This window comes from Sphingopyxis sp., from assembly GCF_050725615.1.
GTDB lineage: Bacteria > Pseudomonadota > Alphaproteobacteria > Sphingomonadales > Sphingomonadaceae > Sphingopyxis.
Map to the genome: position 1 here is coordinate 25,893 of NZ_JBOHHU010000022.1, position 23,372 is coordinate 49,264.

Annotated in this window: 26 protein-coding genes; 14 read left to right on the top strand and 12 right to left on the bottom strand. The window is 67.2% G+C overall.

Annotated elements, in window-relative coordinates; all coding sequences use genetic code 11:
• Nucleotides 1-46: 46 nt before the first annotated feature.
• The 14 genes from ACREB7_RS07140 (at nt 47) to ACREB7_RS07205 (ending at nt 14,732) form a co-directional block, all read left to right on the top strand.
• The gene (locus ACREB7_RS07140) at nt 47-2,746 is read left to right on the top strand and encodes a TonB-dependent receptor domain-containing protein (protein ID WP_431591601.1); all 2,700 of its coding nucleotides are present in this window, start codon (nt 47-49) and stop codon (nt 2,744-2,746) included.
• Nucleotides 2,747-2,898: 152 nt separating this feature from the next.
• Nucleotides 2,899-3,768 (top strand): type II secretion system protein N, encoded by an 870-nt coding sequence (locus tag ACREB7_RS07145; protein ID WP_431591602.1) that lies wholly within the window; start codon nt 2,899-2,901, stop codon nt 3,766-3,768.
• A gap of 5 nt (nt 3,769-3,773) precedes the next feature.
• Complete coding sequence (gene gspD / locus ACREB7_RS07150; RefSeq protein ID WP_431591603.1) at nt 3,774-5,981, top strand: type II secretion system secretin GspD; 2,208 nt, start codon at nt 3,774-3,776, stop codon at nt 5,979-5,981.
• The gene (gene gspE, locus ACREB7_RS07155) at nt 5,978-7,471 is read left to right on the top strand and encodes a type II secretion system ATPase GspE (protein WP_431591604.1); all 1,494 of its coding nucleotides are present in this window, start codon (nt 5,978-5,980) and stop codon (nt 7,469-7,471) included. Before gspD ends, gspE begins: the two co-directional genes overlap by 4 nt.
• Entirely contained in the window at nt 7,464-8,681 is a 1,218-nt protein-coding gene (gspF, locus tag ACREB7_RS07160) for a type II secretion system inner membrane protein GspF (RefSeq protein WP_431591605.1), read from the top strand. Before gspE ends, gspF begins: the two co-directional genes overlap by 8 nt.
• 13 nt (nt 8,682-8,694) lie before the next feature.
• A complete protein-coding gene (gene gspG / locus ACREB7_RS07165; RefSeq protein WP_431591626.1) occupies nt 8,695-9,180 on the top strand; it encodes a type II secretion system major pseudopilin GspG in 486 nt (161 codons plus the stop codon).
• On the top strand, nt 9,167-9,634 hold the full coding sequence (locus ACREB7_RS07170) for a GspH/FimT family pseudopilin (RefSeq protein WP_431591606.1): 468 nt from the start codon (nt 9,167-9,169) through the stop codon (nt 9,632-9,634). Before gspG ends, ACREB7_RS07170 begins: the two co-directional genes overlap by 14 nt.
• Nucleotides 9,624-10,010 carry a type II secretion system minor pseudopilin GspI gene (gene gspI / locus ACREB7_RS07175; protein ID WP_431591607.1) on the top strand — a complete coding sequence of 129 codons (387 nt, stop codon included), beginning with the start codon at nt 9,624-9,626 and terminating at the stop codon, nt 10,008-10,010. The genes ACREB7_RS07170 and gspI overlap by 11 nt, the downstream gene beginning before the upstream one ends.
• Nucleotides 10,007-10,621 (top strand): type II secretion system minor pseudopilin GspJ, encoded by a 615-nt coding sequence (gene gspJ, locus ACREB7_RS07180; RefSeq protein WP_431591608.1) that lies wholly within the window; start codon nt 10,007-10,009, stop codon nt 10,619-10,621. Before gspI ends, gspJ begins: the two co-directional genes overlap by 4 nt.
• On the top strand, nt 10,618-11,625 hold the full coding sequence (gene gspK, locus ACREB7_RS07185) for a type II secretion system minor pseudopilin GspK (protein ID WP_431591609.1): 1,008 nt from the start codon (nt 10,618-10,620) through the stop codon (nt 11,623-11,625). The genes gspJ and gspK overlap by 4 nt, the downstream gene beginning before the upstream one ends.
• A gap of 1 nt (nt 11,626) precedes the next feature.
• Nucleotides 11,627-12,769, top strand: a complete 1,143-nt coding sequence (gene gspL, locus ACREB7_RS07190) for a type II secretion system protein GspL (RefSeq protein WP_431591610.1) — start codon at nt 11,627-11,629, stop codon at nt 12,767-12,769.
• The gene (gene gspM / locus ACREB7_RS07195) at nt 12,766-13,248 is read left to right on the top strand and encodes a type II secretion system protein GspM (RefSeq protein ID WP_431591611.1); all 483 of its coding nucleotides are present in this window, start codon (nt 12,766-12,768) and stop codon (nt 13,246-13,248) included. The genes gspL and gspM overlap by 4 nt, the downstream gene beginning before the upstream one ends.
• Nucleotides 13,248-13,955, top strand: a complete 708-nt coding sequence (gspN, locus tag ACREB7_RS07200) for a type II secretion system protein N (RefSeq protein ID WP_431591612.1) — start codon at nt 13,248-13,250, stop codon at nt 13,953-13,955. Before gspM ends, gspN begins: the two co-directional genes overlap by 1 nt.
• A gap of 3 nt (nt 13,956-13,958) precedes the next feature.
• Nucleotides 13,959-14,732, top strand: coding sequence for a prepilin peptidase (locus ACREB7_RS07205; protein ID WP_431591613.1), 774 nt, complete (start codon nt 13,959-13,961; stop codon nt 14,730-14,732).
• On the opposite strand, the gene pal is transcribed toward ACREB7_RS07205, so the two are convergent.
• From pal to ruvC, 12 genes are all read right to left on the bottom strand, one after another.
• Nucleotides 14,719-15,237 carry a peptidoglycan-associated lipoprotein Pal gene (gene pal, locus ACREB7_RS07210; RefSeq protein WP_431591614.1) on the bottom strand — a complete coding sequence of 173 codons (519 nt, stop codon included), beginning with the start codon at nt 15,235-15,237 and terminating at the stop codon, nt 14,719-14,721. The genes ACREB7_RS07205 and pal overlap by 14 nt on opposite strands.
• A 126-nt stretch (nt 15,238-15,363) precedes the next feature.
• Nucleotides 15,364-16,737 carry a Tol-Pal system beta propeller repeat protein TolB gene (gene tolB, locus ACREB7_RS07215; RefSeq protein ID WP_431591615.1) on the bottom strand — a complete coding sequence of 458 codons (1,374 nt, stop codon included), beginning with the start codon at nt 16,735-16,737 and terminating at the stop codon, nt 15,364-15,366.
• A 5-nt stretch (nt 16,738-16,742) separates the two neighbouring features.
• A complete protein-coding gene (locus tag ACREB7_RS07220) occupies nt 16,743-17,567 on the bottom strand; it encodes a hypothetical protein (RefSeq protein WP_431591616.1) in 825 nt (274 codons plus the stop codon).
• A 9-nt stretch (nt 17,568-17,576) separates the two neighbouring features.
• A complete protein-coding gene (tolR, locus tag ACREB7_RS07225; RefSeq protein ID WP_431591617.1) occupies nt 17,577-18,074 on the bottom strand; it encodes a protein TolR in 498 nt (165 codons plus the stop codon).
• Complete coding sequence (gene tolQ, locus ACREB7_RS07230) at nt 18,074-18,772, bottom strand: protein TolQ (RefSeq protein WP_431591618.1); 699 nt, start codon at nt 18,770-18,772, stop codon at nt 18,074-18,076. The genes tolR and tolQ overlap by 1 nt, the downstream gene beginning before the upstream one ends.
• Nucleotides 18,766-19,230 carry a YbgC/FadM family acyl-CoA thioesterase gene (locus ACREB7_RS07235; protein WP_431591619.1) on the bottom strand — a complete coding sequence of 155 codons (465 nt, stop codon included), beginning with the start codon at nt 19,228-19,230 and terminating at the stop codon, nt 18,766-18,768. The genes tolQ and ACREB7_RS07235 overlap by 7 nt, the downstream gene beginning before the upstream one ends.
• Before the next feature lie 121 nt (nt 19,231-19,351).
• A complete protein-coding gene (gene ruvB / locus ACREB7_RS07240; RefSeq protein ID WP_431591620.1) occupies nt 19,352-20,374 on the bottom strand; it encodes a Holliday junction branch migration DNA helicase RuvB in 1,023 nt (340 codons plus the stop codon).
• On the bottom strand, nt 20,371-20,901 hold the full coding sequence (locus ACREB7_RS07245) for a hypothetical protein (protein ID WP_431591621.1): 531 nt from the start codon (nt 20,899-20,901) through the stop codon (nt 20,371-20,373). The genes ruvB and ACREB7_RS07245 overlap by 4 nt, the downstream gene beginning before the upstream one ends.
• Complete coding sequence (locus tag ACREB7_RS07250; RefSeq protein ID WP_431591622.1) at nt 20,894-21,298, bottom strand: GFA family protein; 405 nt, start codon at nt 21,296-21,298, stop codon at nt 20,894-20,896. The genes ACREB7_RS07245 and ACREB7_RS07250 overlap by 8 nt, the downstream gene beginning before the upstream one ends.
• Nucleotides 21,295-21,927, bottom strand: coding sequence for a hypothetical protein (locus tag ACREB7_RS07255; protein WP_431591623.1), 633 nt, complete (start codon nt 21,925-21,927; stop codon nt 21,295-21,297). The genes ACREB7_RS07250 and ACREB7_RS07255 overlap by 4 nt, the downstream gene beginning before the upstream one ends.
• Complete coding sequence (gene ruvA, locus ACREB7_RS07260; RefSeq protein ID WP_431591624.1) at nt 21,924-22,526, bottom strand: Holliday junction branch migration protein RuvA; 603 nt, start codon at nt 22,524-22,526, stop codon at nt 21,924-21,926. Before ruvA ends, ACREB7_RS07255 begins: the two co-directional genes overlap by 4 nt.
• Nucleotides 22,527-22,760: 234 nt before the next feature.
• Nucleotides 22,761-23,234 carry a crossover junction endodeoxyribonuclease RuvC gene (gene ruvC, locus ACREB7_RS07265; RefSeq protein ID WP_431591625.1) on the bottom strand — a complete coding sequence of 158 codons (474 nt, stop codon included), beginning with the start codon at nt 23,232-23,234 and terminating at the stop codon, nt 22,761-22,763.
• Between the last annotated feature and the right edge of the window lie 138 nt (nt 23,235-23,372).

Sequence of the window (23,372 nt, forward strand, 5' to 3'; positions counted from 1 at the left end):
GCGCCCCGCCCCGCTTATCATCCGAATTATAGGGGTTTTTAGGGCCATGACCAAAAGGTCGATTTTCGCCAGCATGCTGCTCCTTTCGTCGGCGTTGGTCGCACCGGCCGCGCTGGCACAGGACGCTGCACCTGCGGGTTCGAGCAGCGAAGCCGCGCCGCCGGCCGACGATGTGGCTGAGGCGGCTCCGGCCGAGGACGAGGCGGACGTCTCGATCCCCGGCGGCGCCGACCAGGAAATCGTGGTCACCGGCCGCTATACCCCCAATGTCGTCCGTGCGACGCCCGAAGTCGTGTCGGTCCTCTCCTCGGCCGACATCGCCCGCACCGGCGAAGGCGACATCTCGGGCTCGCTGCAGCGCGTCACCGGCCTGTCGGTCGTCGGCGGCGGTTTCGTCTATGTCCGCGGCCTCGGCGACCGCTATTCGCTGGCGCTGCTCAACGGCTCGCCGCTGCCCAGCCCCGAACCGCTCAAGCGCGTCGTGCCGCTCGACATCTTCCCGTCGAACGTCATCGATTCGACGCTCGTCCAGAAAAGCTATTCGGTGAACTTCCCCGGCGAATTCGGCGGCGGCGTGATCAACCTCACGACCAAGTCGACCCCGCGCGAGAATTTCCTGACCTTCAGCGGCGGGATCGGCTGGGACAGCGAGACGACCAATCAGCTCGGCTATACCTATTATGGCGGCGACACCGACTGGACGGGCTTCGACGACGGCACCCGCGACGTGCCGAAGTCGCTCGCGGCGGCCTTTGCCAGCGGCAAGCCGATCATCGAGGGCGCCGATTTCAGCAAGGACGATCTCGAAGCGATCGCGATGGACCTCGTCAATGCGCCGACGACGCTGCTGCAACAGAACAACCATATCCCGGTCAACTGGTCGGCGGGCGTCACCGGCGGTCTCACCATCCCGATGGCCGACGGCGAACTCGGCATCATCGCCACGGCAGGGATCAGCAACAAGTGGCGCACCCGCGACACGTTGCAGCAGACCTCGGTCGAAGCCGACCTGTCGGGCGATCCGCAGACGAGCTACAACCGCGTTGTCACCGACAACCGCATCGTCGTCAACGGCCTGCTCGGTTTCGGGCTCGAGATCGGCGATCACAAGCTGCGCTGGACCAGCCTCTATATTCGCGACACCTTGAAGCAGGCGCGCCTCGCGCTCGGCACCGACCAGAACCAGGCCGGGCGCGACATTATGAAGCAGGACACCGCCTGGTACGAACGCCAGCTGATCAACACGCAGTTCGTCGGCGAATTCCATTTCGACCGGCTCAAGCTCGACCTGCGCGGCGGCTATGCCAATTCGCAGCGCGAGGCGCCCTATGAGCGCAGCTTCACCTATGTCCGCACCAACCTGCCCACCGCGCAGGACCCGGTCGGCGACAAGTTCGTCAACGATCTGGGCGGCAACAAGGGCGACGCGACGATCGCCTTTTCGGACCTGAACGAAGATCTGTGGTCGGGCGGCGTCGACCTGTCGTACGAAATCGCCCCGCGCATCACCGGGACGGTCGGCTATGCCTATAGCGACACCAGCCGCACCTCGGTGCGCCGCGCCTTCCAGTATCGCGCGTCGAACCTGCCGGTTCCGGTGCAGCAGCTGCGCCCCGACTATCTGCTCTCCGACGCGTCGATCCAGCTTTACGACATCACGCTGCTCGAAACCTCGGCGCAGGACGGCACCGCGGCGTTCGACGCGGCGCTGACCACCCACGCCGGCTATGCACAGGTGCAGGCCGAACTGATCGCCGGCGTCAACATCAATGCCGGTGTGCGATACGAGGATGCCAGGCAGACGGTGTCGCCGATCGACCTGTTCAACTCGGGGGCGTCGTCGATCGTCGATACCAATTTGAACAATGACTATTGGCTGCCTGCGGTCACTTTGACCTGGGAAGTCGCGCCCGACATGCAATTGCGCCTCAGCGGATCGAAGACGATCGCGCGCCCGCAGTTCCGCGAGCTTGTGGCGCAAGTCTATCAGGATCCCGAATCGAACCGCCTGTTCCGCGGCAACCCGTCGCTGACCGACAGCCGCCTGACCAACGCCGAAGCGCGCTACGAATGGTATTTCGCCAAGGATCAGCGCCTGACCGTCGCCGGCTTCTACAAGTCGATCGACAATCCGATCGAGGCCTATACGTCGATCTCGGACTCGTCGGTCAACACCAGCTACGCCAATGCGCCCAAGGCGACGCTCTATGGCGTCGAGTTCGAGCTGCAGAAATATTTCCCGCTCGACAGCCTCTCGGATGCGTCTTTCTGGGCCAGTCGGCGCTTCGTGCTGATCGGCAACTATACCTATACCCAGTCCGACATTTCGGTGGCCGACGGCGACACGACGGTGATCAACGGCGTGGTGCAGGACGCGGCGAACTTCTTCTTCGACGGCTCGCCGCTGACCGGCCAGTCGGACCATCTGGTCAATTTCCAGATCGGTCTGGAAGACCAGGACAAATTGTCGCAGCAGACCTTGCTCCTGACCTACGCCAGCCCGCGCGTTACCAGCCGTGGTCCGTCGGGCCAGCCCGATCTGCGCGAAAAGCCGGGCATCTCGCTCGACTTCGTCGCGCGACAGGGCATCAACCTGCTCAACAAGGAAATCGAACTGAAGTTCGAGGCGCGCAACCTGACCGGCCGTAGCTACAAGGAAGTGCAGGAATTCGGCGACAACCGCATCTTCTTCAACCGCTACAAGCTCGGCCGCAGCTTCTCGCTCAGCGCGTCGCTGAAATTCTGACCGGTGTGGCGGGTCCGGCTCCTGTCGCCGGACTCGCCCGCTTGTCAAAAAACTGTAATCTTCCCGTCAGCTGATTGTCACCAATCGCCCGTAGGCGATTCGCGAGGCATCATGGTGATGCGGGGGATAGACAGGTTTTCATGGCGACGCTGATGTCTCGATCGGCCGTTCGGTTGCCCCGCGGATTGCCCGCCTGGCTCCGTGTCGGCAGGCGTTCGCCGCGTGCGATCTGGCCGCTGCTCGCCGTCGGCCTGCTCGCGTTTTTGCTGGCCTTTCAGCTCGTGATGCTTGTCTGGACGCTGGTTACCCCGCTGTCGCCGCTCGGCGCGTGGCAGCCGCAAACGGCGGTGATCGCATCTCCCGCCGAGCGCCGCGCGCTCTTCACCAGCTTTGATCCTTTCTTTCGCACCGGCGCCCAAGGGCCCGCGTCGGCGACCGTGACCGCGCTCGGCCTGACGCTGTTCGGCGTCAACATCAACGAAGCGACCGGCGGCGGTTCGGCGATCATCGCGGCCGAGGATGGCGTCCAGAACAGCTATGCCGTCGGCGACGAGATCGCGCCGGGGGTGAAGCTGGTCGGGGTCGCGTTCGACCATGTGCTGCTCGACCGGGGCGGGGCGCGCGAAAGCCTGTTCCTCGACCAGAGCGGCGACGCACCCGTCGCGACGCCCGCGACCCCGTTGCCGGCGCCGACCCCTGAAATCGGCTCGGCCCCCGCGAACCCCAATGCCGTTGCGGGCGAATTGTCTCCTGCGGCGCTCAAGAGCGGTGTCGGCTTCGCGCCGCGCAGCGAGAATGGCAGGGTCACCGGCGTGGTCGTCCAGCCGCAGGGCGACGGCGCGACCTTCCGCGCCTCGGGGCTGCGGCCCGGCGACGTCATTCGCGGGGTCAACGGCCGGCCGATCGGCTCGGCTGGCGATGCCGCCGCGCTCGCCAATCAAATCACACCGGGGGCCCGCCTCTCGCTCGAAGTCGAGCGCGGCGCGCAGGTCGTCCCGATCGCCATTTTTGTCTCGAAGTAGGGTTTATGCGTCTCAAACTGTCCCTGATGCTTGCCGCCGCACTGGTTTCGGCCACGCCGCTTCCCGCCCTTGCGCAATATACGCTCAACGTGCGTGACGCCGATATCCGCGCCTTCATCCAGGACGCGGCGCGGATCACCGGGCGCACCTTCGTCATCGACGGGCGGGTCAACGGCAAGGTATCGGTGGTCACCGACCGCCCGCTGTCGCGCAGCGAATATTTCGAAATTTTCCTCGCGACCCTGCGCTCGAACGGCCTTGTTGCCGTGTCGGGGCCGAACGGCAGCTATCGCATCCAGCCGATCGACGGCGCCGCCTCGCAGCCGGGCCGCATCGGCAGCGACCGCGCAGCGCAGAACCAGTTCGTCACCGAAATCATCCGTCTGCGCCATATCGATGCGGTCGCGGCCGTCGAAACCTTGCGCCCGTTGGTCAGTCCGCAGGGGTCGCTGACCGCGAACCGCAATGCCAACAGCCTGGTCGTCGCCGACTTCGCCGACAATATCCGCCGCATCCGCGCGCTGGCGTCGAGCATCGACCGCGACAGCACGACCAGCCAGATCGTCACGTTGAAAAATGCCGGCGCGCGCGAGATCGCTGCGGCGTTGCAGGCATTGGTGCCGTCGGCGGGGGAGGGCGCCCAGTCGCCCCTCGCGATCGTGCCGATCGACAGCAGCAACGCGATCGCGCTGCGCGGCGATCAGGCGCTCGTCGCGCGCTTCGTGTCGATGGCCAACGACCTCGACGCCAAGGCTGCGGGCGGCACCGAACTGCGCGTCTATTGGCTCGAGCATGCCAATGCCGAAACGCTGCTGCCGACGTTGCAGCAACTGATCGGCGGCGGCAGCGACCCGGCGCAAAAGGCCGGTCTGCCGGCCGCAACGTCGTCGTCGAGCGGGTCGTCGGGAAGCAGCAGCACGCCGGCGCCCGCCGCGACGACCGCTACGACGCCGACCTCGGTCAGCGGTTCGGGCGGCAGCATCGCGACGCGCGGACCGGCGATCGTCACGCGCTACGAAGGCGCCAATGCGATCATCGTCGCCGCGAACAGCGAGGTGCAGCGGATGCTCGGCGAGCTGATCCGCCAGCTCGACAGCCGCCGGCAACAGGTGCTGGTCGAGGCGATCGTTGTCGAGATCGGCGACGATGCGGCAAAGCAGCTCGGCGTCCAGTTCCTGCTCGGCGGCAAGAATATTCCCTTTGTCGCGACGAGCTACAGCAACGCGACACCGAACATCCTGACCCTCGGCGGCGCCTATGCCGCGACCAAGCTGTCGCAGGACACGACGACGGTCAACGGCAACACCACGGTCACCACGACCGGCAGCTCCTTTGGTACCAGCCTGCAGGAGGCGGCCGCCGCACAATTGCTGTCGGCGACCGGCGGTTTCGCGGGCTTTGCGGGCGACATCGGCAAGAATACGATTTTCGGCGCGATCATCAACGCGGTGAAGTCCGACACGACGTCGAACCTGCTCGCCACCCCGCACATCGTCACGCTCGACAACCAGGCGGCGAAATTCCTCGTTGGGCAGGAAGTGCCGATCACGACGGGCGAGGCGCTCAGCGGCAATTTCGACAATGCCTTCCGCACCGTCCAGCGCGAGGAGGTGGGCATCAAGCTCGAGGTCACGCCGCAGGTCAATGGCGCTGGCGAGGTGAAATTGTTCCTGCGGCAGGAAGTGTCGAGCGTCGCCGGGCCCGTGTCGTCGCGCAACAGCGACCTGATCCTCAACAAGCGGTCGTTCGAAACGGTGCTGACCGTCGATGATGGCGAAATCCTCGCGATCGGCGGGTTGCTCAACGACGACGAACGCAAGACGATCGAGCGCATTCCTTTGCTCAGCGACATTCCGCTGATCGGCGAGCTGTTCAAATCGCGCAGCCGCAGCCGGTCGAAAACGAACCTGATGGTCTTCATCCGCCCGACGGTGCTGAAAAGCCGCGAGGACAATGCCGCGCTCACCGCGCGTCGCTACGGCTATATCCGCGACACCCAGCTGCGCCGCAATCCCGACGAGGAACCCGCGATCGACACGCTGGTCCGCGACTATATGGGCACCACCCCGCCGTCGCCGCCGACCGCCGCCGACATCACCGTCGGCCCGGTCGACCTGCCCGCGCTGCGCGGTCCCGAAGGCAGCGTGACGACGACCGACGTGCCGCCCTCGATCTCGAACGCTCCCGCCCCGCCGACCGGAGACTATCCGTGACCGATCCCGAACCGATCGCCGCTCCCCCGGCGCCGGTCGACATTCCCTACGCCTTTGCCCGCAGCCACGGCGTCGTCATCGCGCCGGGCGAGGGCGGCGCCTGGCTCGCGACGCTGCGCGAAGGCGCCGATCCTGCGGTGCTGATCGAGGTGAAGCGCTATCTTGCCGCGCCGCTCAAGGTCGCGACCGCGAGCACGGCCGACTTCGACCGGCTGCTCTCCGACCATTATGCCGTCGACGCCTCGGCGGCGGCGATGGCGGGGTCGCTCGACGGCAATGACCTCGACTTCAGCCTGCCCAGCGCCGAAGATCTGCTCGACAGCGCCGACGATGCCCCCGCGATCCGGCTGATCAACGCGATCATCGCCGAAGCGGTGCGCCAAGGCGTCAGCGACATCCATATCGAGCCCTATGAAAGCGGGCTCGTGGTCCGCATGCGCACCGACGGCGTGCTGCGCGAACATCTGCGTATGCCGCCACATGTCGCGCCCGTCGTCGTGAGCCGCATCAAGGTGATGGCGCGGCTCGACATCGCCGAACGCCGCGTGCCGCAGGACGGCCGGATCGGGCTGACGCTCGCGGGCAAGGCGGTCGATGTTCGTGTCTCGACGCTGCCGAGCCGCGCCGGCGAACGCGTCGTGATGCGCATTCTCGACAAGGATGCGGCGGGGATCGATTTCGACGTGCTCGGCCTGTCGGGCACTGCCGACCAGATCTTGCGCGAGGCTCTCGCCGAACCCAATGGCATCATCCTCGTCACCGGGCCCACCGGTTCGGGCAAGACGACGACGCTTTACGCGGCGCTGAAGCAGCTCAACGATGGCCAGCGCAATATCCTGACGGTCGAGGATCCGGTCGAATATGCCGTCGACGGCGTCGGCCAGACGCAGGTCAACGCCAAGGTCGGCCTCGATTTCGCGGCCGGGCTGCGCGCGATCCTCCGCCAGGATCCCGACGTCGTGATGGTCGGTGAAATCCGCGACCGCGAAACTGCCGATATCGCGGTGCAGGCGTCGCTCACCGGGCACCTGGTGCTGTCGACGGTCCACACCAACGATGCCGTCGGCGCGATCACGCGCCTCAAGGACCTGAAAGTCGAACCCTTCCTGCTCGCCTCGACCTTGCGTGCGGTCATCGCCCAGCGCCTCGTTCGCAAGCTTTGCGACCAGTGCCGCGAGCCGGTGCAGGCCGACAACAGCATCGCCGCGATGCTCGGGCTCGACATCGGGACGGTTATCTGGCGCCCCAAGGGCTGCGATCATTGCAGCGGCACCGGCTTCAAGGGCCGCATCGGGGTGTTCGAGGCGATCAAGGTCGACGAGACCGTCCGCCGCTACATCTATAATGGCGGCGACGAGGCGATGATCACGCGTCATGCCTTCCTGAAATCGCCGACGCTCGCCTCGGCGGCGCGCGCGATGGTCGCCAAGGGGCTGACAACCGCCGAGGAAGCGATCCGCATCGCGCGGCGCGAGGAAATCGATGCCTGATTATCGCTATGTGGCGATCGATCCGCAGGGCCGCGAGCGCAAGGGGCGGCTGACCGCCGCCAACGACGATGCGGCGCGCGCCGACCTGACCGCCCGCAAATTCCATATCGTCGCGGTCGAGGCTGCGGGGGCCAAGCCCGCAGCAGGGCGGTCGCTGTTCGCCTTTCGCCGCACGACCTTGTCGAGCAAGGAGCTGGCGCTGTTCACCCGCCAGCTCGCGACGCTCGCCGAGGTCGCGCCGCTTGAAGAGGCGCTGCGCACGCTGACGCGGCAGAGCGAGGCGGAAACAGCGCGCGTCGTCATCGGCGACGTCCATGCCGGGCTGCTCGAAGGCCGCCGCCTCGCCGACGCGATGGCCCGCCAACCGGGCAGCTTCCCGCCGCTCTATCGCGCGATGGTCGCGGCGGGCGAAACGACGGGCAGCCTGACCACCATCCTCGCACGCCTCGCCGACCTGCTCGAACGCCAGGCCGAAGTGCGCGGCAAGCTGATCGCCGCGCTCGCTTATCCGATCGTGCTCAGCTTCGTGGCGATCGGCGTCGTCGCCGCGCTGATGATCTTCGTCGTCCCGCGCGTCGTCGAACAGTTCAACGATGTCGGTCAGCAACTGCCGTTCCTGACCCGTGCGGTGATCGCGATTTCCAGCTTCGCCGCCAACTGGTGGTGGTTGATCGCACTGCTCATCGCTGCTGCCGTTTTCGGCTGGGTCACCGCGATGCGGCGGCCCGCTTTCAAGGCAGCGGTCGATGCGCGGCTGCTTCGCCTGCCCTTGCTCGGGCGCCTGCTCCGCGATCTTCACGCCGCGCGCTTCGCCCGCACGCTGTCGACGATGGTGTCGAGCCGCCTGCCGCTCGTCGAGGGGCTGCGGCTGACCGTGCCGACGATCCGCAACGCCGCGCTGGCCGGCGCGACCGCGACGATCGTCGACCAGGTGCGCGCGGGCGGCGGGCTGTCGGCGGCGCTCCGCGATGCGGGGGTCTTCCCGCCCTTGCTCGTTTACATGACCGCGAGCGGCGAAAGCGCCGGGCGGCTGGAGCAGATGCTCGAGCGCGCCGCCGATTATCTCGAGCGCGAATTCGACCGTTTTACAGCCGCCTCGATGGCGCTTCTCGAACCTGTCATAATTGTCGTTATGGGGTCGTGCGTCGCCCTCATCATTCTCGCCATCCTGCTGCCGATCCTCCAGTTGCAGAACCTTGCCGGACTATAATATCATGTCGCTTATGCAGCTTTTCTTCCGCCTGATGCTCGATCCCGCCCGGCCGCTGCCACAGCAGCGCCGTAAGAAGGACGAGCGCGGCTTCACCTTGACCGAGTTGATGGTCGTCATCTTCATCATCGGACTGCTCGCCACGGTGGTGCTGATCAACGTGCTGCCCAGCCAGGACCGAGCGATGGTGACCAAGGCGAAGGCCGATATCGCGACGCTCGAAACCGCGCTCGAACAATATCGCCTCGATAATCTGAGCTATCCGCAGTCGGGCGACGGGCTGGGTGCGCTGTCGACGCCGCCGCCTTCGCTCGCGCAGCCCGAACGCTATCGCCGCGGCGGCTATATCAAGCGTTTGCCCGAGGATCCGTGGGGCCGACCCTATAATTATCAGGTCCCCGGTCCCAATGGCGCCGCCTTCGACATCTATTCGCTCGGCGCCGACGGCGCCCCCGGCGGTACCGACGACAACGCGGATATCCACGGTGGAGACCGCTAAGCCATCCAAGTCCCGGAAGAACGGCTTCACCCTCGTCGAGCTGATGGTCGTGCTCGCGATCATGGCGCTTGCCGCGACCGCGGTGGTGCTCACCATCCCCGGCGAGGAGCGCAATGTGCGCAGCGAGGCAGACCGCCTCGCCGCGCGCCTCGCCGCCGCGCGCGACGTCGCGGTGATCGAGGGACGCAGCGTGTCGGTCAATCTCGCTCCCTCGGGCTATGGCTTCGAACGGCGGATCAAGGGCGAATGGGGGCCGCTTCCCGGCCGCCCGTTCGAACAGCGCAACTGGCCGTCCGATGTACGGTTCGCTGCGGGCAATGGGCAGGGCGCGGCGCGCATCCTGTTCGACCGCGTCGGCACCAGCCCGACCCCGCAGGCGATCATATTGAGCGGCGGCGACGCGCGCGAGGTCGTGCGGATTTCCGCGACGGGGGAGGTCAGCCGTGACCAATGACGCCGTCCGGTTTTCGCCATCCGGCGAAAACGGCTTCACCCTGCTCGAAATGCTCGTCGCGCTCAGCATCATCAGCATCGCCGCGCTGACCCTCGTGCGCCTCGACGCCTTTGCGGTGCGCACCGCCGGCGACCTCGACGAGACCACCATCGCGGGTATCGTTGCACAGAATCGGGCGGTCGAGCTGTGGACCGACCCCGCGCCGCCGACGATCGGCAGCAGCGCGATCGGTGTGTCCAACGCCGGGCGCAACTGGCGGGTCGAACAACGCGTCGCCAAGACCGCTGACGACAGCCTGCTCCGCATCGACCTGCTCGTCCGTCCCGAAAACGGGCGCGGGCAGGCGGCGCTGACGATTATCCGGTCCAGCCGATGAAGGACGAGCGCGGCTTCACCCTCGTCGAGATGCTCGTCGCGCTGTCGCTGTTCGCCGCGATCGCTGCGATCGGCGTCGGCTTGCTGCGCAGCAGCATCGATACGCAGGACGCGGTGCAGGACCGGTTGAAGGCGATGGGCGGGATCAACCGACTGCGCGCCGTCATGGCAAACGACCTGGCGCAGGCGCTGCCACGCTCGACGCGCGGGCCGTCGGGCGAGACGGTCGCCGCCTTTGCCGGGTCCGAAACCGGCTTTGCGCTGGTCCATGGCGGCGCGGCGTCGCTCGACGGCGGGCCGCGTCCGAATATCGAACGGGTCGCCTATACGCTCACCGGCGGGGACTGGCGCCGTGCGGTGCAGCCGATGCTCGACGGCACGCCGCTCGGCGACGGCGACCGGCTGGTCGGCGAGGTCACCGGAGCTGCCGTACGCTATCGCGACGACAAGGGGCAGTGGGGCAGCAACTGGACGTCGGAACCCGGCGACCGGCTGCCGCGCGCCGTCGAGGTGCGCCTGACGCGGCAGGGCCGCGCGCCGCTGGTGATGCTGTTTTTGACCGCGCCGACACCGCTGCCGCCACGCGTGCCGCCCGGAGCCGGTGCGCCATGAGACGATCCGTTTCCGATGAACGCGGCGCCGCGTTGCTCAGCGTGCTGCTGCTCGTCGCGGTGATGGCGGTGATCGCCGCGACGGCGCTCGACCGGCTGACGCTCGCGACGCGTATCGCGGGCAGTGCCGCGACGGTCGATCAGGGCCGCGCCTATAGCTTTGCCGCCGAGCAGATAGCGCTGCGCCGCGTCGCCGATCTCGTCGGGCGCGATCCCGCCAAGCTGACCCTCGCCGGCGATTGGCTGGGCCGCGACTTCGTGCTGCCGTTGCCGAACGGGCAGGGGACGGCGCGGCTGACCGACGCGAGCAATTGTTTCAACCTCAACAGCCTGGTGGCCGAAACGATCCCGGGACGCTTTAGCCAGCGCCCCGGCGGCACCGGCCAGTTCGCCGAATTGATGACCTTGCTCGGGGTCAATGCCGACGAAGCCCGCGCCGTGGCGGGCGCCACCGCCGACTGGATCGACAGCGACAGCATCAACGGCCCGCTCGGCGCCGAGGACGGCGTCTATCGTTCGCTCCCGGGCAGTTACCTTCCCGCCAACCGCAAGATGGCCGATATCAGCGAACTGCGCGCGGTGCGCGGGATGACACCCAAGCTGTATGCGCGGCTGAAACCGTGGATCTGCGCGCTGCCCGTCGCCGTCCCGGTCAAGCTTAACGTCAACACCCTCGCCCCCGAACAGGCGCCGCTCGTCGCGATGCTGCTGCCCGGGCAGTTGAGCATCGCCGATGCACGCGCGGCGCTGGCGGCGCGGCCCGCGGGCGGCTATGGCAGCAGCGTGCGATTCTGGGAGTCCGGGCCGCTCGCCCGGCTCGACCCGCCGACCGATGTCGCTGAGCAGGCGGGGGTGACGAGCCGCTGGCTGATATTGACGACCGACGTGACAATGGGGGATGGTTTCTTGACTTCAGTTTCGCTCATCGACGCGAACGGCGGCGCGCCTTCGGCGGGCCAGATGCCGCCGGTGATCGTGCGGCGCGATTGGGGCGAAACCGACTGACATGGCGCGCACTTTGCTTCTCTGGCTGCCGACCCAGGCGGCGCTGTCGGGCGGCGGCGCCGACGCGGCCTGGCTGCGCGTCGACGACGGCGTCATCGTCGATTCGGGGCAGGATGACGGCTGGGTCGATGCGTGGGAAAAACCGCAGGACGACGAAGCCGACGACCGGCTGGTCGCGCTCGCGCCCGCCGCCGATGTGCCGCTGCGCTGGCGGTCCTATCCTGATGCCGCCCCGGCGCAGGCGGCGGCGATCGCGCGCGTCGATACGCTGCGCGACAGTCTGGGTGACGCATCGTTGCTGCACATTGTCGCGGGCCAGCCCGCCGATGCCGGGCAGGCGGTGCCGGTGGCGGTAACGACGCACGCCGCGATGGCCGCATGGACCGACTGGCTGCAGACGCAGGGTCTGGTGCCGGCAGCGATCATCCCTGCTGCGGCCACGCTGCCGCCGCCCGAGCCCGACAGCCTGTGGACGGCCGAGTTCGGCCGCGAACAGATTTTGCGCAGCGACGACCGCAGCTTCGTCTCGGACCCCGAACTCGATCCGCTGATCGCTGCCGGACGCACGATCGCGCCGCTCGACGCCGACCGGATGCGCGAGGCGTTGTTGCTGTCATTGTCCGCGCCGCCGCTCGATCTGCTGAGCGGCGCGTGGCAGCCGAAGCGCAACTGGGCGATCGACCCGGCGATGATGATCTGGATGAAGCGGCTGGCGGTCGCGCTGCTAGTCGTCACGCTGCTGATCCCGATCCTCTATGCGATCCGGATCAACGCCGATATCGCCCGCGCCGACGAGGCTGCGGTCGCCACCGCCAAAAAGGCCGGCGTGACGGCGAGTGATGCCGCGGCGGCCGAGGCCGAACTCGACCGCCGGCTCGCGGCGGCGGGCGGCGGACCGCTCGCTTTCTCGGTCCCGGCGTCGGCGCTCTATGATGCGATGCGCGACACGCCGGGGGTGGCGCTCAAGACGCTGTCGCATCGCACCGACGGCACGTTGTCGACGACGCTCGCGGCGCCGCGTACCGAGGATATCAACGCCGTGCTGCTCGCGCTGCAGGCGCATGGCTACAAGATTACGGCGCAGCCGATGGCAGGCACCGACGGCACCCAGATGGCGACGGTCACCGTGAGGGCGGTGCCATGACCGAGCGGATCGCAAACTGGTGGCACGGCATGTCGCGGCGCGAACGCTGGCTGGTCGGGGCCGCCGGCGTGCTGGCATTCGGTGTCCTGATCTGGCTGCTCGGGCGGCCGGCTTATGCCGGATTCGTCAATCTCGAGGCCGATCATCGCGCCGCGATCGAGCGTCAGGGCCGCGTCGCGGCGAAGGTACAATTGCTTGCACAGCGCCCCGCGACTTCGGCTGCGGCGGCAAACGACACCGTCGCGATCGACCAATTCCTCACCCAGTCGGCGGGCGAGATCGGACTGACACTCGACCGCAACGAGGCGCGCGGCCAGGGACAGGCGACGATCGCGATCGCTACCGCCAAGGCGCCGGTGCTGGCCGATTGGCTCGCTTCGCTCGAGGCGCAGGGTTTTGTCGTCGATCAGCTGACGATCACGCCGGCGGCCGACGGCACCGTGGGCATGACCGCCGAACTGCGGCGGGTGGGCGGCTGATGCGCCGCCGGCTGCTCTTTGCCGCGATCCTGATCGCCCTGATCCTGATCGTCGCGACCTTTCCGATGCGCCTCGCGCTCGCGATGGCGGGCGCCGAAAACTCGGGTCTGACGGCGCGTGAGGTCAATGGGTCGGTCTGGGCGGGCGAATTGATCGAAGCGCGGCTCGGTGCGCTGCCGCTCGGCAATGTGAAGGCCAGCCTGTCGCCGTTCGCGCTGCTCGGGGGCGATGTCGATCTGGCCTTCAGCCGCCCCGATCCGCGGCTCGGCGAACTTTCGGGGCGCCTGCACGGCAGCAATCCGCGCGGGCTTTCCGATCTCAGTGGCACGACATCGCTGTCGGGCGGCCTTGGTCTCGTTCCCGTCGACAGCCTGCGCTTCGAGGGTGTCGAGGTGCGCTTCGACGAACATGGCCGCTGCACGAAAGCGAGTGGGCGGCTCCAGTTGACGGTCGGCACATCGATCGCCGGTCTCGACCTGTCGCGCGGCCTGACCGGCCCGCTGCGCTGCGCCGAGGGGCGCGCGCAGGCGGTGCTCGCCAGCCAGTCGGGCATGGAGCGGCTGACGCTCGGTTTCGACGGTAGCGGCGCCTATCGCGCCGAATTCGCGATCAATGCCGATGATCCCGCGATGGCGGCGGCGCTGTCGGCGATCGGTTTCCGCGCCGGCGCGGGCGGCTTCGTGCTGGTCAGCTCGGGTCGTTTCTGACCGATGACGGCGGCGCTCGACGCCTTGCCGATGGGCGCGGGCGTCGGCATCGCGGCGCTACTCGGGCTGATCCTTGGCAGCTTTGTCGCGACCTTGGTGCTTCGCTGGCCCGAGGGGCGCTCGCTGCTCGGGCGCTCGCATTGCGACGGGTGCGGACGCCCGCTTGGCCCGCTCAACCTCATTCCGCTCGTCTCGGCGCTCGTGCAGCGGGGGCGTTGCCGGACATGCGGCGCCCGGATCGATCCCTTTCATATGCAGGTCGAACTCGCGTCGGGGCTGATTGGCGCGCTGGCGCTGACCATCATGCCGGGTATCGCCGGTTGGCTCTGGGCGCTGTTCGGCTGGCTGCTGTTGCCGCTCGCCTTGCTCGACGCGCGCCATATGTGGCTGCCCGACCGCCTCAGCGCGGTGCTCGCCGTCACCGGGCTGCTGTTCGCCGGGCCTTTGCTCGACACGGGCCTGCTCGATCGCTGGATCGGGGCGCTGGTCGGCGGAGCGTTGCTCGCGCTCGTTGCGCTCGCCTATCGGCGCGGACGGGGCCGCGAGGGCATGGGCGGCGGCGATCCCAAGCTGGTCGCGGCGATCGGTTGCTGGCTCGGCTGGCAGGCGCTGCCGCTGATGATCCTGCTCGCCAGCGCGGGCGGCATGATCTGGGCGCTCTTCACCCAAGGAAAAGGGGATCGGCCGCTATCGATGCGGGCGATCCCCTTCGGTGTCTTTCTGGCCATCGCTGCCTGGGCGACGGCGCCCTTGTGGCCGCTGCTTAGCGCTGGATGACCACGGTCACCGCGCGGCGGTTCTTGGCATAGGCTTCCTCGGTCGAACCGAGTTCGGCCGGGCGTTCCTTGCCATAGCTGATCACCTCGATCCGCGACGGGTCGATACCCAGCGACGCGAGATAGTTTTTCGCGGCATTGGCGCGGCGTTCGCCGAGCGCGATATTATAATCGCGGGTACCGCGTTCGTCGGCATGGCCCTCGAGCAGGACGCGCACCGCCGAATTGCGCTGCAGCCACTGCGCCTGGTTCGACAGCGTCGCCTGGTCCTCGGCATCGACATTATATTGGTCGAAACCAAAGAAGATGCGGTCGGACGACACGCTGTTGAGGAAGTCCTGCTGCGAACCCGGGATCACGGCGTTGCCGCCGCCCGAATTGCCGCCGCTGCCGTCGTCGATGCCGTCGGGGTTGGGGGGGAGCACCTCGGGCGCCTTTTTCGAGCAAGCGCCCACGGCGAGCATCGCGATCGCGGCGATCATGGCGGTGGTTTTCCGTATCGTCATGTTGTCGTCCCTTTCGTGTTAATCGAGATGGTCCTGTTCATGTTGGGATTAACCCATGTTGAACCCGGATTTTCAACCCGAGGTATCAAGATTGGTTCCGCCGCATCAATAGGGCGGGTTGGCCTGTTACGGCAACACCGGCCCCCAGCTGGGGTCGGAGCCGTCCTGCGGCGTTTGCAGGCGGCGCATGTTCACGCCGGTCAGATCGACCTGCCACAGGCTCGACTTGCCGGTCGCGCCGCGCGTCGTGCGGAAGAATTGCAGGACGCGGCCGTTGGGCGACCAGGTCGGCGCCTCGTCCTGCCAATCGTTGGTCAGCAACCGTTCGCCGCCGCCCGACGGGGTCATCACGCCGATGCGGAACTCGCCGCCGCCCATCTTGGTAAAGGCGATCAGGTCGCCGCGCGGCGACCATTCGGGGGTGGCATAGCGCCCGCCGCCGAAACTGATCCGCTGCTGGTTCGATCCGTCGATGTTCATCGTATAGACCTGCTGGCCGCCCGACCGGTCGCTTTCGAAGACGATCTTCTTGCCGTCGGGCGAGAAGCTGCCGCCGACGTCGATCCCGGGATTGTTGGTCAGCCGCACCGGCGTGCCGCCGTTGGCCGAGATACGATAGATGTCGGTGTTGCCGCCGGTCGCCATCGAATAGAGGATCTGCGTGCCGTCGGGCGACCAGCGCGGCGCGAAGGTCGCGTTGCGGCTTTCGGTGACCAGCTTCTGCGTTCCCGCCGCGACGTCATAGATGAACACGCGGACGCGGTCGTTCAAATAGCTGACATAGACGATCTTCTTGTAATCGGGCGAGAAGCGCGGGCTGATCGCCAGCGCCTGGCCGTTGGTGATGAAGCGGTGGTTGCCGCCGTCCGAATCCATGATCGCAAGACGCTTGATGCGATTCCCCTTGGGGCCGCTCTCGGCGATATAGGCGACGCGGCTGTCGAAGAAGGGCGCTTCGCCCGACAAGCGCGAATAGATGGCGTCGGCGCATTTATGCGCGGCGCGGCGCCAGTCGCTGGGCTGGATCTCGAATCCCTGCCGCACCAGTTCGCTGCCAAGCTGCGTATCATAGAGATAACAGCCCACGATCAGGCCGCCGGTGCTGTTGGTGCGGACAAAGCCGTGGACGACATTTTCGGCGTCGCGCGCCTGCCAGTCGGCGAAGCGCGGCGCGGTGACTTCGGGCATGGTGATCGCGCGCACGCTGCCCGGCCCGAGCGGGGCATAGAGGCCGCTGCGTTCGAGGTCGGCGGCGATGACTTCGGCGATCTGGCGGCCGAGGCTGTCGGTGCGCAGGCCCGCGACGGTGGTGACGGCGGGGGTGGCGAGCGCGGGGACCGCGATGACGGTGCGGTCCTGCGACAACGTGCCCTCGATCGTTTCGCGGGGTTCGGTCGGCGCCGGTGTCGCGGGCGGCGTCGGTGTCGGTGTAACCTGCGCGAGCGCCGGGGACGCGGCGAGCGCCAGCACGAGGGCCAGGGCGGTGGAGCGGAGGATCATGTCACTTACCTCTTGATGAAATCGAGCGTGTAATTCTGCCAGAAGCTGTAATTTTCCTCGGGCAGGTCGAAAGGCGCGGCGAGTTCGACCGCGCGTTTGGCGCATTCCTGATGCCGCTGGACCTGGAACTTGTTGCTGTCGTTTTCGCCGGTCGTGGTGACGCTGGAAAAACCGGCGAGTGCGCCCGACGCGGTCAGGCGGAACTTGACGACGGTTTTCAACTGGTCGACGTCGACGCCGCTGACCGAGCAGCGCTGCCAACGGGGATTGACCTTCGATTTGATGCTGACATCGATCGATTTGCGGACCTCTGCGGCGGTCGCGGCGGCGGGAGCTCCGACCGCCGCCGGCTTTTTCGTCGCCTCCTTGCCCAAACCGTCGGTGATGCCGTCGAGACGGCCCGTCGGTCCGCGCGTTCCCGTCTTGGTTGGGACCTTTGTCGGGGTTTTTGGCGTCGCTTTCTGGGCGGCGGGAGGCGGCGCCTTCTTCGGCGGCACCGGCGGTGCTTTTTTCACGACCTTCGGCGCCGGTGCCGGGGTCGGGCGCACCACGGGTTCGGGCAAGGGAGGCGCCGGCAGGGGTTCTGGCGGCGCGTCGTCGAGGCTGTCCTCCTCGCCCAGCCGCGGCGCGGGCGGCGTGTCGCTGATCACGGGCGCGGTCGAGACCGGCGCGGTCTCGGCGATCAGATCGACCTCCATCGGCGGATTGTCGAAGCGGCGTTCGCCGGCGGTCCATTGCACCGACAACAGCCCGATTATCAGGACATGCGCGGCCACCGCGATGGCGATGCCGCGTGCCTGATTGCCGGTCGCTGCCTGTGTTGCCGCCATGATGCCAGCCTATTGCGCGGTTTCTGAACCGTCGGTGACCGCCGCCGGTTCGCTGTCCGACCCCGTGGTGACCAGCGCGATGCGAGTCAGCCCGGCGCGATTGAGCTCGCCCATCACGCGCATCACGCGGCCGTAATCGAGGCCCTTGTCGGCGCGCAGCATGATCTGCTGCGGCCGTTCGCCTTGCTTCTGCGCGGCGGCCAGCGCGTCGAGGCGGGCCGGAAGCTCGGCTTCGGGCACGACCTCTTCGCCGATATAGATGGTGTCGTCGCCGTTGATCGACAGCTGCACCGGCTCCTGCTCCTCGGTCTCGCCCGGCTTCGCCCGGCTTTCGGGTAAATCGACGGGAACGGCGGAGGCGAGCAGCGGCGCGGTGATCATGAAGATGATCAGCAGCACCAGCATCACGTCGACGAGCGGGGTGACGTTGATTTCGGACATCGGCGCGCGGCGGGCGCCGCGACCGCGCCGTCCGCTCGAACCGCCCGAGGGACCCGACATGCCCATCAGCCTTCGATCTCGAGTTCGCGGCTGAAGGTTGCATGCAGCCCGTCGGCAAAGCGGCCAAGCCGCGATTCGAGGCGGTTCAGCCGCTGCGAGAAGCTGTTATAGGCGATGACCGCCGGGATCGCGGCGAACAGGCCGATCGCGGTCGCGAACAGGGCTTCGGCGATGCCCGGCGCGACGACGTCGAGGCTGCTGTTGTTCGACGCCGCGATCGCGGTGAAGGCGCGCATGATGCCCCAGACGGTGCCGAACAGCCCGACGAAGGGCGCAACCGAGCCGATCGTGGCGAGAATGCCGATCTTTTCGTTGAGCTTGTCGACCTCGCCCGCCAGCGCGGCGTTCATCGCGATGCCCAGCCGTTCGCGGGTGCCGTCGCGGTCGATCGTCTTGCCCGCCACCGAGCGGCGCCATTCGGAAATGCCGGCGGCAAGGACGCGCGCGCTCGGCAGTTCCTCGCGGCCATTTTCCTCATAGAATTTGTCGATATTGCCCGCGCGCCAGAAATCGCGCTCGAAGCGTTCGGACGCCTTCATCATCTTGCCGACGCCGCGGCCATGGGTGACGATCACCGTCCAGACGTAGATCGAGGCCGCCAGCAGCCCGATCATCACGCCCTTGACGACCCAGTCGGCCTCGAGGAACAGCGCGATCGGGGACAGCGTCGCCGCGTCGGCGGCCAGCGAGATATTGTTCAGCAAGGGGGGATGTCTCCATTCATAATGGCGGTAAATCGGTCGGCCCAGCCCGTCGGCTGGCGGCGGGGGCGGCCGTCGGGCGACAGGAACGCCGCTGTGACACGGCCTTCGGTTAACCTGTCCTGACCGCGAAGGATGCGCTGCGCGATGATGACGCTGGCGCCGCGCACCGCCTCGACGGTGCTGACGACGAGCAGATCGTCGTCGAGTTTGGCGGGCGCGCGATATTTGATCGCCAGGTCGGTGACCGCCCAGGCGCCTTCGCCCGCCTCCATCGCGGCGCGCTGGTCGATGCCGGCGAGGCGCAGCATGTCCGATCGGGCGCGTTCCATGTAGCGCAGATAATTGGCGTGATAGACGATGCCCGACAGGTCGGTGTCCTCGAAATAGACGCGCGCACGGTAGTGATGCGCGGCCCCGACAAAGGCGCCGGGGACGAAGGGGGGCGGGGCGTCGCTCATCGGGTTAACCGATAGCGATGCTTCGACTCGTCGCAAACCCCTGATCAACGCTTTGTCGCAGGGGCGGGACGATTGGTGGCAGAAAAGCGCGGAAGTTGGCGAAGGTGCCGCGTGGCGTGACTCAGGCTTCGGGGTCGAAGAGGCTGTCCTGGCTTCCGGTCGGCGGCAATAAACCCAAATGTTTCCAAGCGCTTGCGTTCATCATCCGGCCTCTCGCAGTGCGCGCGATCAGGCCGATCTGGAGCAGATAGGGCTCGATCACATCCTCGATCGTGTCGCGCGGCTCCGAAAGGCCCGCCGCGAGCGTTTCGACCCCCACCGGCCCGCCGCGATAAATGTCCGCGATCATAAGGAGATAGCGCCGGTCCATCGCGTCGAGGCCGAGCGCGTCCACTTCGAGCCGGTTGAGCGCGGCGTCGGCGGCTTTCGCATCGACGATCGCGTGCCCCGCGACCGTGGCGAAGTCGCGGACGCGGCGGAGCAGGCGGCCGGCGATACGCGGTGTGCCGCGCGCGCGGCGCGCGATTTCGAGCGCGCCGTCGGGAGCGAGCGGCAGCGCGAGCAGCCGCGCGGCGCGGGTGATCACCTGTTCGAGTTCGCCATGGGTGTAGAAATTGAGCCGCACCGGAATGCCGAAACGATCGCGCAGCGGTGTCGTCAGCAAGCCCTGCCGCGTCGTCGCGCCGACGAGGGTGAATTTGGGGAGGTCGATGCGCACCGACCGCGCCGACGGGCCTTCGCCGATCATGATGTCGAGCGCGCGGTCCTCCATCGCGGGATAGAGGATTTCCTCGACCGCGGGCGACAGGCGGTGGATTTCGTCGATGAAGAGGACATCGCCGTCCTCGAGGTTGGTGAGCAGCGCGGCGAGGTCGCCCGCCTTGGCGATCACCGGGCCCGACGTCGAGCGGAAGCCGACGCCAAGCTCGCGCGCGACGATCTGCGCCAGCGTCGTCTTGCCCAGCCCCGGCGGGCCGAAGAAGAGCACATGGTCGAGCGCATCGCCGCGCGCCTTCGCCGCCTCGACGAAGATGCGGAGGTTTTCGCGCGCGGCCGCCTGGCCGACGAACTCGGCGAGCGTCTTGGGGCGCAGCGCGGCGTCGGCGTCCTCGGGGGTGCGAAGGGGGGTGGTGAGGTCGGTCATTGGCTCGGCGCGCTTTCCCACGGAGCCGTGAAGCGGACAGGGCGCCAGACGAAGCGATCGGGCTGCGACCTGTAGCTTTCGAGTTTGGCGGTAGATCGCGGTAGTTCGGGCGAGAGCCAGTAATAGGTTTCGCCGGCCGCCTTCGCCGGAACCGTCGCATAGCCCTCCACGATACCCTTAGCGTCGGGTTCGCCCATCCAGAAAAGGCAGTGATCGCCCCAGGCCGGAGCGGCCACGACGATATGATCGCCGGTGCGCAACTTGTCGTCGCCCTCGATCACCAGCATACGGTAGGCGATCTGGTCGGCGGGGTTGCCGTCCTTCCGGATCAGCGCTTCCTCGACGCGCAGCCGCGCTTGTTTGTGGGCGCCGGTTGCAGGCTGTTGGCGTTCTGTTTCGAGCAACAGGCGCCCCGTGCGGCAGGCCTGGGCTTGCTGGGGAAGCGCCATCACGCTCGCGGCCGCCAACAGGAACAGCGCGCGTTTTCGTTTCGTGCCTGAGATGGCGGTGAGGGTCGGCTCAGTCATAATGGTCTATTGCCTCGCCGGTGATCGAAACCCAAGGCTCCTTGCGTTCTTCATAGACCGAATAATCGGGGACGAAGCCGTGGCCGGGCTCGAAATTGCCGAGCGGGATCGCATAGGCGTCGTGATAGGGCCGCGCGCGGTACCAGACGCCCGCGCCGCAGGTGGGGCAGAAGAAGAAATCGGCGGTGTTGCCGCTGGCGCCGGTATATTGCCACATCTTCGGTTCGCCCTCGGTGCGGACCTGATCTTCGGCGAAGCGGACCTGCGCGGCAAAGGCGCTGCCACTGCGCGCCTTGCACTCGCGGCAGTGGCACACCGACACGCGGATCGGCTCGCCGCTACAGGCGATACGGATTTGGCCGCAGCGGCAGGAGGCGTGGCGGGTGGGGGTGGTCATTCGAGCGTTCCGCCCGTGTTGCCTGCGGCAGTCAGCAAGGGCACGAAGGAGGCGCTGGCATCGCGGCGGCAAGCCTCGATCGCCGTGATCCAAGCCTGGCGATAGGCCTTGCTGTCCATCACGAATTTAAAACGCGGCGCGTCGATCAGCATTCCAAGCACCCGTATGATGCCGAAGAGATACTCCTGCTCGACATCCCACGCGGTCCGATTCGACCGAGACCAGTCGATATCCCGGACCACTTGATCGCAGGGATAAACGATCGTTTTTCCATCCTGCAGTTCGAAATTCTGAACCGTGAGCGACAGTTCAATGCGCGTCAGGCCCGGCGTCAGGCTTTTGGCCGAAAGCCTGTTCCCTTCAAAACTTGCGAGAAGTTCTGCGTCGAAGGCCGCCGAGCCCGATGACTTCGCGATGGCCATACCGGTCATGGCGCCCGAGACGTCGAGGTCGCCGGCCAGCACCATATTTCCGTGAGCACCGCTTCGTAGCCGTTCGGCGGTGGGCTTCAACATCAGGTCGAGTTTTTTGACGCCCGCCGCGTCCTGGGCGACAGCGCGACCGGGCAGCAGAAAAAATGTCAGCGCCGCAACGATCGCAATCCCGCTGGCAGAAAGGCGACGCGTCATCTCGCTGCCTTCTTCAGCGCCAACCGCACCAGCGCATCGAGGCTCGCGCCTGCACCCAATTCCTCGCTCGCCGCTGCTACCGCGGCGCTTGCTTCGCCGGGTTTGAAGCCAAGGCCGGTGAGCGCGGCGACCGCGTCGCCGAGGGGGCCTGATTTGGTAGCGGAGGAGGGACTTGAACCCCCGGCAATGCCGCCGAGCGCACCCGCCTTGTCCTTCAGTTCATGCGTAATCCGCTGCGCCAGCTTCGGCCCGACGCCGTTGGCGCGCGCGATCATCGCGCTGTCGGCGCTGGCGAGCGCGCGCTGGAGGTCGGCGACTTCGAGCGCCGAGAGGATCGCGAGCGCTACCTTGGCGCCGACGCCCTGGACGCTGGTGAGCAGGCGGAACCAGTCGCGCTCCTCGGCGCGGGCGAAGCCGAGCAGGCGGAGGAAATCCTCGCCCACCAGCATTTCGGTGTGGATGGTGACGTCGCCGCCCACCGCGCCGAGCGCGTCAAGGGTGCGCGCCGAGGCCTCGACCAGATAGCCGACGCCGCCGACGTCGATCACCGCATGGCCTGCGCCGCTGCTGTCGAGCCGTCCGGTGAGTTTTGCGATCATGTCGCTGTGCTAGCGCGGGGAGAATGAAAAGGGAACAAGGAAGAAGGAATCTCGCACGAAGCCACGAAGCCACAAAGGGGGTCGCGCCTTCACATCCGTTCGTGCTGAGCCTGTCGAGGCACCGCTCTCCCTCGGGCCGTGAAGAAAAGGACAGCCTTTCGACAAGCTCAGGGCGAACGGGATAGAGATCTTTGTGGCTTCGTGGCTTTGTGTGAGATTTTTTTGGGGTAGTGGCTAGCGCAAAGGCCTGTGGTTCGCGTGGCAGATTGCGACCGCGAGCGCGTCGGCGGCATCGGCCCCCGCGACCTTCGCGCCGGGCAGCAGCACGCGCAGCATCGCCTGCACCTGTTCCTTCGCCGCGCCGCCGGTGCCGACGATCGCTTTTTTGACGAGGCGCGGGGCATATTCGCCGACCGTCAGCCCGGCGCGCGCGCAGCCGAGCAGGACGACGCCGCGCGCGTGGGCGAGCTTGAGCGTCGATTGCGGGTTGTCGTTGACGAACACCTCCTCGACCGCAGCCTGGGTCGGGGCGTGGTCGGCGATCACCGCCGCGAGGACCGTATCAAGATAGGCGAGCCGGTCGGGCAGCGGGCTCTTGGCGTCGGTCTTGATCTGGCCGTTGGCGATGTGGCTGATCCGGCTGCCCTCGACGCGGATGACGCCCCAGCCGGTGCAGCTGAGCGAGGGGTCGAGGCCGAGGATGATCATGGTCTTGATCCTCCCCATCGACTTGCGATGGGGAGGTGGCAGTCCCGCAGGGACTGACGGAGGGGATGCGAGCGTAGCGAGCGCTGCGCGCTCGGCCCCTCCACCACTCGCTTCGCGAGCGGTCCCCCTCCCCATCGC